At 29.6% G+C, this 12,227-nt stretch carries 8 protein-coding genes; 4 read left to right on the top strand and 4 right to left on the bottom strand.

The genetic code is table 11. The annotated features are described in order from the left end of the window. The first annotated feature begins 38 nt into the window (after positions 1–38). Positions 39–425, top strand: a complete 387-nt coding sequence (locus tag ABJG40_RS08715; RefSeq protein ID WP_348024201.1) for a hypothetical protein — start codon at positions 39–41, stop codon at positions 423–425. A gap of 6 nt (positions 426–431) precedes the next feature. On the opposite strand, the gene lipB is transcribed toward ABJG40_RS08715, so the two are convergent. Then, positions 432–1,139 (bottom strand): lipoyl(octanoyl) transferase LipB, encoded by a 708-nt coding sequence (gene lipB, locus ABJG40_RS08710; RefSeq protein WP_348024200.1) that lies wholly within the window; start codon positions 1,137–1,139, stop codon positions 432–434. Positions 1,140–1,210: 71 nt separating this feature from the next. Here lipB and ABJG40_RS08705 point away from each other — a divergent pair, with 71 nt between their 5' ends. Continuing rightward, positions 1,211–4,957 carry a zinc-dependent metalloprotease family protein gene (locus ABJG40_RS08705; protein ID WP_348024199.1) on the top strand — a complete coding sequence of 1,249 codons (3,747 nt, stop codon included), beginning with the start codon at positions 1,211–1,213 and terminating at the stop codon, positions 4,955–4,957. Further along, a complete protein-coding gene (locus ABJG40_RS08700; RefSeq protein WP_348024198.1) occupies positions 4,954–5,637 on the top strand; it encodes a hypothetical protein in 684 nt (227 codons plus the stop codon). The genes ABJG40_RS08705 and ABJG40_RS08700 overlap by 4 nt, the downstream gene beginning before the upstream one ends. A gap of 77 nt (positions 5,638–5,714) precedes the next feature. On the opposite strand, the gene pruA is transcribed toward ABJG40_RS08700, so the two are convergent. Further along, positions 5,715–7,340: an L-glutamate gamma-semialdehyde dehydrogenase gene (gene pruA, locus ABJG40_RS08695; RefSeq protein ID WP_348024197.1), complete on the bottom strand. Its 1,626-nt coding sequence runs from the start codon at positions 7,338–7,340 to the stop codon at positions 5,715–5,717. Between the two features lie 152 nt (positions 7,341–7,492). On the opposite strand from pruA, the gene ABJG40_RS08690 reads away from it, so the two are divergent. Next, on the top strand, positions 7,493–8,200 hold the full coding sequence (locus ABJG40_RS08690; protein ID WP_348024196.1) for an NRDE family protein: 708 nt from the start codon (positions 7,493–7,495) through the stop codon (positions 8,198–8,200). Positions 8,201–8,289: 89 nt separating this feature from the next. Here the strand turns inward: ABJG40_RS08690 and ABJG40_RS08685 are convergent, their stop codons facing one another. Next, positions 8,290–10,962, bottom strand: a complete 2,673-nt coding sequence (locus tag ABJG40_RS08685; protein ID WP_348024195.1) for a chondroitinase-B domain-containing protein — start codon at positions 10,960–10,962, stop codon at positions 8,290–8,292. A 163-nt stretch (positions 10,963–11,125) separates the two neighbouring features. Beyond that, positions 11,126–11,923 carry a hypothetical protein gene (locus ABJG40_RS08680; RefSeq protein WP_348024194.1) on the bottom strand — a complete coding sequence of 266 codons (798 nt, stop codon included), beginning with the start codon at positions 11,921–11,923 and terminating at the stop codon, positions 11,126–11,128. Between the last annotated feature and the right edge of the window lie 304 nt (positions 11,924–12,227).

The raw sequence follows: 12,227 nt of genomic DNA, 5'->3' as shown, positions 1-12,227 counted from the left end.
TTATAAATATAGTTTTAGCTAGATTTTAAAATGAGGATATGCAAAATGAAAAGAACAAACTTATTTTAAATATTACAAATGGTTTTGTGTTATTAATTGATGAATTAAAAAAAGAAAAACCTGAAAAAGAGTTCGATATCCATTTTTATGAACCCAATTTGTATTGGAGTATAAATTGGAAAACGGATAAATATTTAAAAGAATATTTTCAAATTAACTTATATAATGATAATCAAAAATACTCATTATTAGCAGAACATAGAGTTATTGGCATTTTTGAACATTTAAGTGATGAGTATTTTTTGTATAAAGAAAATACGTTAGAAGAATTATCATCAATTACAGATGAAATGTTTCACAAAACAAAAGGTGCAATTCTAGAAGCTATTGATAAAGAATTTGATGATTTTGACTCTATTTTTTAAACGTTTTTAGTTGTTAATAATAAACTCATCAACTTCAAAAAGTGTTTTAAAATGCTTTAAAACTTTAGATTTCACCTCTTCTAAATCTACTTTTCTATTTAATTCAGCTTCCATAGAAGTAACAGCTTTCCCTTTAATTCCACATGGAATAATATTATCAAAATAGCCCAAATTTACGTTTGCGTTTAAAGCAAAACCATGCATAGTTACCCAACGTGAAGAACGTATACCCATAGCACAAATTTTACGAGCAAAAGGCGTTCCAACATCTAACCAAACACCAGTTTCACCTTCACTTCTAGTACCTTTTATTCCGTATTCTGCAATGGTTAAAATAATTACTTCTTCTAAAAAGCGTAAGTATTTATGAATATCTGTAAAAAAATTTTCTAAATCTAAAATAGGGTAGCCAACAATTTGCCCAGGTCCATGATAGGTAATATCTCCACCACGATTTATTTTGTAAAAAGTAGCACCTTTTTCTGCAAGTTGCTTTTCATTTAATAATAAATTACTAAAATCGCCACTTTTACCTAATGTATACACATGAGGATGCTCCACAAATAAAAAATGATTTTTTGTTGTATTTTTCTTCTCATTTCTTCGGTTATCAATCTTTACATCAACAATTTCTTGCAGTAACTCAGTTTGATAATCCCAAGTTTCTTTATAATCTTTTACAGATAAGTCTTTTAACAGTATGTTTCTATTCATAATTTCTACTACAAAGATAATTAATTCCTTATATTTGAAACGCTCATTCATTGCTATTTTAAATCTATTTTATGAAATCTAAATTATTTTTATTACTATTTTTTATAGCCTTTTTTACCTCTAAAGAAAGTATGTATGGTCAAGAGTTATTAAAGAAAATTGATAGAAATACTACTGTTTTTAGAGATAGTGAGTTGTATAAGAAGAAAAATTTTCCTTCTAAATTTGAATTAATTTCTATTGATGAAAAAAGTTTAAACTCTTTTGTAAACACTAAAGCAAAAACAGTATATAGAACAATAAAACTTCCAAACTCAAAAGGAGAGTTTTCTAATTTTGTAATAAATGAAATATCAAATTTTTCTGAAACCTTATCAGAAAAATATCCTTCCATTAAATCGTATTCTGCACAAGGAATAGATGATCCTACAGCAGTTGCAAAAATAAGTGTGGGATCAGATGGTTTTCATGCTGTAGTTTATTCTGGAGTAGAAGAAACTTTATATATAGATCCATATTCAAAAGACAATAAGACATTAATTACTTATGCTAAAAATGATTTAGAAATAAATAAAGACGATTTTACTTGTCATGTAGAAGAAGTTTCTAAAAGAAATATTGTTCAAAATAATTTAATGAAAAATGCAAATGATGGTAAATTAAGAACATTCAGGTTAGCATTAGCTTGTAGTGGGGAATATGCGCAATTTCATTTAACAAATCAGGGAGTTTCTTCTACAGCTACAGATGAAGTAAAGAAAGCTGCAGTTTTATCGGCAATGAATACAACAATGACAAGAGTTAATGGTGTTTTTGAAAGAGATTTATCTGTAAGAATGGTAATTGTAGCTGATAATGATAAGTTAATCTTCTTAGATGCTGCCACAGATAATATTACAGATGGAGACCCAAATAAAATGATTGATGAGGTACAATCAATTTGTGATGCACAAATTGGAAATGCTAATTACGACATTGGTCATATCTTTAGTATTGGTGGTGATGGTATAGCTGGTGGAGGAGTTGTGTGTCTTACAGGTCAGAAAGCAAAGGGAGTTACAGGTAGAAGTCAACCCATAGGAGATGCATATGATATTGATTATGTTGCTCATGAAATGGGGCATCAATTTGGAGCAAACCATACTCAGAATAATTCTTGTTACAGAAATAATGCAACAGCTGTAGAGCCAGGAAGTGCTTCTACAATAATGGGGTATGCTGGTATTTGTTCTCCAAATGTACAAGAACAAGGTGATGATTATTTTCATGCAGTAAGTATTGCAGAAATGTGGAATACAATTCAATCTTCTGCAAGTTGTGCTGTATTAACAGATACTAATAATACTTTACCAACAGCAAATGCAGGCTCAGATTATAGTATTCCCAAATCGACTCCTTTTGTTTTAAAAGGAACAGCAACAGATTTAGATGGTACCTCTAGTTTAACTTATAATTGGGAACAAATAGATAATGAAATAGCAACAATGTCTCCTTTGTCAACTAATTCTGGTGGTCCAATGTTTAGATCTTTGCCTTCAGATACATCACCAAATAGATATATGCCACAATTAGCAACAATTGTTGCTGGTGAGACATCTACAGAATGGGAAGTTTTACCATCAGTTGCGAGAGACTTAAACTTTTCTTTTTTGGTTAGAGATAATCATGCTGGTGGAGGAAGTACTGCTAGAGATGATGTTAAAATTACAGTAACAGATGCTGAAGCATTTGTTGTATCAGCTCCTAATTCTACAGTATCTTGGGATACAGGATCTACACAAACTATTACATGGAATAAAGGAACTTCAGATGTTGCTCCTATTAATTGCCAGAATGTAAATATTAAATTATCGATTGATGGAGGTGTAACTTTTCCTATAACAATAAAAGCAAATACGCCAAATGATGGAACAGAAGATGTTGTAATCCCTGATAATGCAACTAATTCTGCAAGAATAATGATAGAAGCAGCAGATAATATTTTTTATAATGTAAATTCCACAAATTTCACTATAAGCTCCATAGTTCCTACATTTTTAATGAGCAATACTAGTGGAATACAATCTGTTTGTAATTCTGGAAATCAAACAGCTAGTTATGTTTTAGATTTAGATTTTTTGAATGGTTTTTCAGAGACAGTATTATTTTCAGCTTCAGGTCAGCCTTCTGGTTCTAGTGTTAGTTTTGCTCCCAATTCAATTAATGCAAATGGAAGTGTAGAGATGACAGTTTCTAACTTTGATGGGGCAACACCACAAAATTATACAATAAATATAAAAGGAATCGCAACAACTATAAGTCAGAATTTGGATGTAACTTTTAATTTAACAACTTCAACTTTTGGTGCACTTACATTAACATCTCCAGCAGATGGTGCTACAGGTATTGGTTTATCAGAAAGTTTAAAATGGAGTGCAGATACAAATGCCGTTTCTTATGATGTACAAGTAGCTACAGATGCTGATTTTGTAAGCTTAGTTTCTAAGGGAAATGTTAGTACAAATACATATGCTGTTTCTGGTCTTTTGGGAGATACAATTTATTATTGGAGGGTAAAAGCAAAGAATAATTGTGGAGAAGGTTCTTTTTCAGATGTGTTTAGTTTTACCACTTTAACTCCTTCATATTGTACATCTACTTTTACGGATGAATCTGGAGGTTCTGAGCATATCACAAATGTGACTTTTAATACAATTAATAACAATTCTGGAAATAATACTGTAGATGGGTATGAAGATTTTACTTCAATAAATACTACTTTATTTAGAGGAAATTCTCATGAAATTTCTGTCACTTTTGATACAGGTGGGTATCAAGATCATTGTTATGTTTTTATAGATTGGAATCAGGATTATATTTTTGATAAAACAACCGAAAGATATGATTTAGGAGGTCAGTCTGATAATGATGGGGATAGTGATACAAGTAATGAAGGGACATCAACTTTTACGATTACAATTCCAAATGATGCTCAACTAGGTACTACAAGAATGAGGGTTTTAATAGAATACGAAGACCCAGATGATGGTTATGGAGAAGGAGCGTGTAATGACGATCATTTAACTGAATGGGGTGAAACAGAAGATTATACAATAAAAGTATTAGGTGTAAATGCAAATAGTTATATAATTCAAACTACCTCTGAAACTTGTGTAGATCAAAATGATGGAATAATTAATTTAAGTATTAATCAGAAAGATTTAAGTTATCAACTTGTTATTACAGGACCATCAACAAATGTAGATCAAATACTAACAAGTGATAATTATTTATTATCAGATTTAGAGCCAGGGAACTATGAAGTTTGTGTTACTGCACAAGAAATAAATAAAACACAATGTTTTGAAGTGAAAATTATTGAATCTGAACAAATATCACTAAAAGTAGCTGCTAAAAAAACTGCTAATAATTACTCTTTTAATATAATAAGTGGTACAGCTCCTTATAGAGTGTTTCTAAATAAAGAGTTAGTATTTGTTTCTGAAGAAAGGGTATTTGATGTTTTGTTAGAAAAGGATGGTACATTAGAAGTAAAAACAATAAAAGATTGTGAAGGTTCATTTAAAACTAGTATTGGAAATATATATTTAAAACAAAATCCAGTAGTAGATGATATAGAAATACTTGTACCGTTTAATGTAGAGGAAACTTTTGTAGATGCTTTGGTTTTTGATATAAACGGGAAACTTATTTTTAACAAATCAATAAAAAAAGAAGATAATAGTTTATCAATTCCTTTTTCTAATGCGGCAAAAGGTATTTATATTTTAAAGTTGTCTATAAAAAACTCTCAACCTATTAAAATTATAAAACAATGAGAAAAATATTAATTTTTCTAGCTATAGCTAGTGTTTTTTTACTAAATTTTAGTTGTAATAGTTCAGAAGGGTTAAATGTTCCAACAAATAATCTGCTTGATTTATCATTTCCAACAGATAATTTTTTGTGTATTGAGAATACGGTTGCTTTTGATTGGGCTGATGCATTTGAATCTGAAACAAGTATTATAAATTATACGATTATTATAGCAAAAGATAGAACTCTTTTAGATGTTATAGAAAATAGTACGGTAAATGAATCTGAAATTACAGTTACATTAGATAAAGCTACTGCTTATTACTGGAAAGTGATTGCGTTAAACACAGAAAATAACGAAGAAATTAGTTCAGACATTTTTTCTTTTTATACAAAAGGAGAAGGAATATTAAATTATGCACCATTTGCATCTGAAATAGTTGAGCCTATAGATAATAGTGTAATTAGTGTAAATTCGTTAGATTTAAAATGGATTGGCTCTGATGCTGATTTTGGTGATGTGTTAACGTATGAACTTTATTTTAGTGAAACTGCTACACCAGCATTATTAGAAGATTCTTTGACTACAGAATCTTATACAGTAGCTACAGAAGTAGGGAAAACATATTATTGGAAAGTAAACGTTGTTGATGAAAAAGGAGCGAAATCAATTGGTCAAATTTGGAGTTTTACTGTTAATTAAATAATTTAAAATTGATATAAAAAAAGCCTCATCAAATAAAATGATGAGGCTTTTTAGGGTAATAATAATCTTTATTATTATCCTAAAAAAGGATATTTATAATCTGTTGGTGTTACAAATGTTTCTTTGATTAAACGAACAGATGTCCAACGCAATAAGTTTTGTGCAGAACCAGCTTTATCATTTGTTCCAGAGGCTCTTCCACCTCCAAAAGGTTGTTGTCCAACAACAGCTCCTGTTGGTTTATCATTAATGTAAAAGTTTCCAGCTGCGTTTTCTAAAGCTTTTGATGCTTTTTCAACAATATATCTATCTGTAGAAAAAATGGCTCCTGTTAAAGCATATTCTGTAGATTCATCTACTAACTTTAATGAAGCTTCCCATTCTGCATCTTCATAAACAAAAACAGTCATTACTGGTCCAAATAACTCAGTTGTCATTGTAGCGTAAGTTGGCGATTTTGCTAATAATACAGTTGGCTCTATAAAATATCCTACAGACTTATCATAATTTCCTCCAATAATAACCTCTACATCTTTGTCTGCTTTTGCAGCATCTATATAACTTGCAATTTTATCAAAAGAACCTTCATGAATTACTGCATTTACAAAGTTAGATGGATCTTCTGGAGAACCCATTTTAATTTCGTTAGCTTGAGTAATTATGTGTTTTCTAACTTCATGCCACATTGAAGCCGGAATGTAAGCTCTAGAAGCTGCAGAGCATTTTTGACCTTGATACTCAAAAGAACCTCTTGTAATTGCTGTGGCAACTTGCAACGGGTTAGAAGAGTTGTGTGCCCAAATAAAATCTTTACCTCCAGTTTCTCCAACAATTCTTGGGTATGTTTTATAAATGTGAATGTTGTTTCCAATTTGTTTCCATAGTTCTTTAAATACAAATGTAGAACCTGTAAAATGTAATCCAGAGAAATCAGGAGAACTTAAAACAGTATCAGAAATCATTACAGGATCTCCATAAACTACATTAATAACCCCATCTGGCAAACCAGCTTCTTTAAATAAATCGACAATTACTTGCGCAGAATACGCTTGATGATCAGAAGGTTTCCAAACAACAACATTACCCATTAATGCAGCAGCAGCAGGTAAGTTTGCAGCAATAGATGTAAAGTTAAAAGGAGAAATAGCATATACAAATCCTTCTAAAGGTCTGTACTCAACTCTGTTCCAAATTCCTGGTGCAGATGCTGGTTGGTCTTTAAAAATATCTGTCATATATTCTACGTTAAAACGGAAGAAATCGATCATTTCACAAGCAGCATCAATTTCTGCTTGATGTACATTTTTAGATTGTGCAATCATAGTTGCAGCATTCATTTTAGCTCTATAAGGTCCAGCTAATAATTCAGCGGCTTTTAAAAATATAGAAGCTCTTTCCATCCAAGATACACTAGCCCAAGCTTCTTTTGCAGCTAAAGCGGTAGCAATAGCAGTATCTACATGAGATTTATCTGCTGTGTGATATTGACCTACAATATGTTTATGATCATGAGGAGGAGTAATGTTTTTAGTTTTACCAGTTCTAACTTCTTCTCCATTAATATGCATTGGCACATCAATATTGCTGTTAAACATTTGTTTATAAGTTGCTAGTAATTCTTCTCTTTCTTTAGAGTCAGGAGCATATCCTTTTACAGGTTCATTAACTGCTTTTGGAACATTAAAAAATCCTCTTGTCATTTTTGTATGTTTTTTAAAATTTATCGACTATTTTTGAGTTTCAAAGTTACAATTTTTGTTTCAATAAATTTGATGGATATTTAATGTCTTTTGTTGCATTAAATTCAAAAGATTTGGATAAACATGAAGTTTATCATAAATAATAGTAGAATATGTGTACAGTAACCTATTTGCCTCTAGGTTGTAATAATTTTATTTTAACGTCTAACAGAGATGAAACTCCGTTAAGAAATACAATTAAACCTAAAAAATATATAGAAAATGGTGTAGGTTTAACATATCCGAAAGATGAATTATCTGGTGGAACATGGATTGGTTTAAGTGATAAAAAAAGACTTGTTTGTTTGTTAAATGGTGGGTTTAAAAATCATAAAAAGAAGAGTTCTTATAGAATGAGTAGAGGAGTTGTTGTAAAAAAAATTTTAGCATCAGAAGATGGTGTTGCTCTTATAAATAATTTTGATTTTTTAGGTATTGAACCTTTTACTATAATTTTGGTTGATTGGAGTATTGAATTAGTTACTTATGAACTAGTTTGGGATGGGCTAAAAAAATATTTTCAAAAATTACCTCAAGAACCAAAAATTTGGTCTTCTTCTACCTTATATACTAACAAAATGAAGCAATTAAGAAAAAATTGGTTTTTAAATTGGTTAGCTCAAAATAAGAAGTTTTATCAAAAAGAAATTTTAAAATTTCATAAAAATGATACAATAGGAACTCAAGATGTTTCTTTAAAAATGAAACGTTCTTTAGTAGAAACTGTTAGTACAACTTCTGTAATTAAAGAAGATTCTAATATTGCAATTTCTTACATCGATTTTTTAGAAAAATCTGAAACCAACCAGCAATATTCTTAAGGTATAATATAACATATATCTTTTTGAGCAAAAAAAACAGCTACCTAAATTATTAGGTAGCTGTTTTTAATATTTATTATTCTAGTTAATTATTCTGAAACTACAATTTTTTTAATTCCTTTTTGTTTTCCATTACTGATTTCTATAAAATACAAACCAGTTTTTAAAGAAGATAAGTTAACTTCTTCTATAGGATTGTTGCTTAAATTAAGATTTAAAACTTTTTGTCCTAATACAGAGTATATATTAATTGAGTTAAAATCGTTTGATGTTCTTTTTATAAATAATTTATTGTTTTTAACGGGATTTGGATAGAATTCAATTCCTAAATCTTCTACTGAAGTAAAATCATTTACAGATAAAGAAGAAGGTCCGTAAAATTCAATTTCTGTAATAGCTGTCCATGCGCTTTTTCTTTCATTTCCATCACTATTAAATCTACCATAACCAATTAATTTTACATAACGTGCATCTACATCTACTTGATATTGATTAAAATCGGTAGTATTAGTAGCAGTAAATAATAAATCTTCAGAAGTTGGTAAAACCTTAGTAAAGTCTCCATCTTCTGTACCTGTTGTAGATACTAAAATTTGAATTCCAAATGCATCTCCTTTACTTGTAGTATTAAATTGAATTAGATTAAGGTGTTCTTGAGCTCCTAAATCATAAATTACAAATTCACCATCACCTTTATAATCTCCTGTAAGTACACTACCATCTTCTGCAGTCCAGTCTGTATCAAGATTTTTATCTAAAGAATTAGTTGCTACTTCATCTTTAGATGAATTTTCTTTAGAGAAAGAATGTATAGTAACTTTGTCTGTAGTTAATCCATTTCCTGTATTAATAAGATCATATAAGTCTGTTAAATCTGCTCCTTCTTGTGATACAGATAAAATTCTAACGATATCATCTCCTCCAGCAACTTGTGTAAAAGTAACAGTACCTGTTCTGTTTGTAGTTTCTGTGTTTTTAGATACAGAAACAGAAACAGTTTCATCACCTGTACCAGAAGTAACATCAATAGAAATCCAACTGTCATTAGATGCTGCTGTCCAACTTATATTAGATGTAATAGATACATCACTACTAGAAGCATCTGCAGAAAACATTGTTAAAGAAGATACATTTAAAGTTTCTGCTGGTACAATTACAATTGAGTTACAAGTTGGAGTTGCAATAGCATTACCTAGATGATCTACAAAACAAGCTCCAACACCATCGTTACCAACATTACTATCTGTATATGGTAAACGAGAACCTATGTTAGCACCTTTTCCTTCAGACCCAGTACCAGAAAAAGTAAAAATTTCTCCATTAGCAGAAGCTGTAATTCCTGTTTGTTCAGCAAATCCAGCGTTTGTTGCGCCTAATGTTGTACCTGTAAAAACGTTTCCAGAATAGGTTAATTTAGTGCCTATATCAGAATAAGAGGTGTCTGTGTCACCAGAAATAACTGGTGTTAAATTTGGGTCAGTATCAGTGAAATAAATTAGGTTATTTGTTATAGATCCTGTTGGGTCTGTAGAACCTTTATCTATGTTATAAAATAGCGGAGCATTTGTATTAACAATTGTATTGTTTGCAACACTAATATTTTGAGTTTTTTGATATCCGTTAGAAACATCATCAGAAGTACAAGGAACATCTCCATCTGCACTACCACCAATAAAAGTGATTCCATTATTCCATTTAGCATTACTAATTACTGCAACACAATCTTGAATATAGTTATTAGTAATAGTGTGCTCACTATCTGTAATTCTAATTCCTCCAGTACCATCAACATCTTCACCAATAAAAAAGTTTCCTTCTACTGTTGCATAAGAACCATGTCTTAATACTAAAGAACCTCTACATCTTCTAAAAGTATTATTAGAATATGTATTTCCTTTACTTTTATTAGTAATGATTTCATTTTCACCATCAGATTGTACAAAGTAATTGTTACTTACTGTAACATTACTATTTACCATTTGATATGAACTAGTACCAATACGAATTGTTTCGCTATCACCAGCATTAGATAAATCACTTCCATCTGCTTTTTTTCCGTACTTTTCTGTTAGTTTTTCAAAATTATAGAAATAATTGTTAGTTATAGTATGCCCTACAATTGCACAACTATTGTTAATTTCTGGTTCTCCATCTGGTACATTTGGAAAAGCATTATATGAATATTCTCCTAAAATTATTGCACCAGCTGTTACTTTATTTAAAAAAGAACAGTTAATTACGTTATTGTATGTTCCGTATAAAACAATCCATCTGTGTTTTGTAATTTGATCATCTGCTAAATCTTCTTCTAATTCACCTGCTTCTGGCACCAATCCATCAATTACACAGTTTTGAATTGTACTGTGATGTGCATAATCATATCCGTTTCTAAATTCGATAAAATTACTAGCTCCTGCACCACCTTTCCAATGAAAACCATCTACAACTAAATATTCTCCTGTAGCTATTTCACTACCATCAGATTCTCCTCCAATAGTTAATCTTGGTCCACCAGTAAAAATAACTCCTCCTGGTGTTTCTGCTCTAAAAGTTACTGGATTTTCTGCTGTACCAGAACCAAGAAAAATCATTCTTTCATCTGTAGTGTAAGTTCCATTTTTTAAAATAATGACATCTCCAGCTTTATAAATTACATTTCTTAAATCTTCTGGGTCATCAATTTCGTAAGTTTTGTTTTGTGAAATGGAAATTTGAGCAACTATTAAAAATAGGGTTGCTAAAATAAGGTACTTTTTTTTCATTTTATTAAGTGTTAATTATTTTAAATTTTGGTAAACCAATTTGGTAAACCAAAAATACAAAATTAATTAACTGGATACAAGATGTTTGTTGTATGATTTTTTATTATACAATAAGTTTGTAAAATAAGTTTTACTAATAGGTTGATGTGCTTTTAAAATGCAACTAAAACAGCGCAAAAGAAATTAAACCAACAATAGTTGTACCTAGAATTCCTAAAAAAATATAAACAAAATTTAGCATTATAAATTTTATAAATGTTTTAAAATAACTTTGTTGATAGAATTTTTTCATTGATAAAAAAAGATATAACAAAAATAAAAGTGTTAAAACCCATAAGCTTTCTGTAGTAATAAAGAGTGTGATTATTAAAAACAGAGTTAACAACATAAATAAAACTGTTTGTGTATGAAATACAAATATTAAATGATCTACATAGGTGTATTTTCTTCTAATGTAAAATAGTTTTAAAAATAAAGTAAAAATTGGCAAGAATATAAACAAAGAAATGGAGGCGTAAGAAATTAACTCACCAACAAATTTATCTCTATTTTCTTTTTTTACAAGTGAGTTTGCTGCCTTAGCTCTGGTATATAAAAATCTATTTGTAAAGTTTTTATCATAATTTAAACTATCTAGTGCATGGTCTATTTTAGCGTCTGGATATTTTTTTTGAAATTGAACAAACTTGTCTATTCTAGAGCTACCGTTAAAAGAAATTTTATTTCCATTAGATAATTTAATAGAAGTTGTGTCTTTGGTTTCTTTTTCTATTTCTTTTAAAATATTTTTTTTGGCAGAATTAGGTATAGGTATAAATGAATTATTAATTTTATTGGAAACAATTTTTTTTATAGAATCTATTTCTCTTTGGGTGATTTCTTTGTTTTTGTCTTTTTTAACTGTTTCTAAAACTGTTTCCTTGCTGTTTTTAGTTAATTCATCAAATTTATTTTTACTCATTAATAAACCTAGTACCAAAAAAAATAGAATAGACACTGTTATATAGAATCTAAAAGGATTAGAGTATCTACTTCTTTTTCCTGCTTTATAATCTTTAGATACTTTTCCAGGGCTTATTAAAAGAGGTATAATTGTTTTCCAAAATTTGGCGTCAGAATTAAAAAAGCCATTAAAGATCTCATGAATAAAATTAAGAAATGTAATTTTATTGCCTTTGTTTGCTTGCCCACAATCTGGACAAAATTTTTCTTGTCCACTAAAAGGATGCCCACAATTTAAACATGCTGGGTCTTTAATTTTTATT

Source organism: Polaribacter sp., assembly GCF_039939415.1.
Taxonomy (GTDB): Bacteria; Bacteroidota; Bacteroidia; order Flavobacteriales; family Flavobacteriaceae; genus Polaribacter.
This window is presented reverse-complemented; position numbering and strand designations above follow the sequence as displayed.

What these genes read in the sequence shown, in the direction of transcription:
- pruA (WP_348024197.1), bottom strand. Translation starts at nt 7,340, where the DNA reads ATGACAAGAGGATTTTTTAATGTTCCAAAAGCAGTTAATGAACCTGTA.
- ABJG40_RS08680 (WP_348024194.1), bottom strand. Translation starts at nt 11,923, where the DNA reads ATGAGTAAAAATAAATTTGATGAATTAACTAAAAACAGCAAGGAAACA.
- ABJG40_RS08715 (WP_348024201.1), top strand. Translation starts at nt 39, where the DNA reads ATGCAAAATGAAAAGAACAAACTTATTTTAAATATTACAAATGGTTTT.
- ABJG40_RS08700 (WP_348024198.1), top strand. Translation starts at nt 4,954, where the DNA reads ATGAGAAAAATATTAATTTTTCTAGCTATAGCTAGTGTTTTTTTACTA.
- ABJG40_RS08690 (WP_348024196.1), top strand. Translation starts at nt 7,493, where the DNA reads ATGTGTACAGTAACCTATTTGCCTCTAGGTTGTAATAATTTTATTTTA.
- ABJG40_RS08705 (WP_348024199.1), top strand. Translation starts at nt 1,211, where the DNA reads ATGAAATCTAAATTATTTTTATTACTATTTTTTATAGCCTTTTTTACC.
- lipB (WP_348024200.1), bottom strand. Translation starts at nt 1,139, where the DNA reads ATGAATAGAAACATACTGTTAAAAGACTTATCTGTAAAAGATTATAAA.
- ABJG40_RS08685 (WP_348024195.1), bottom strand. Translation starts at nt 10,962, where the DNA reads ATGAAAAAAAAGTACCTTATTTTAGCAACCCTATTTTTAATAGTTGCT.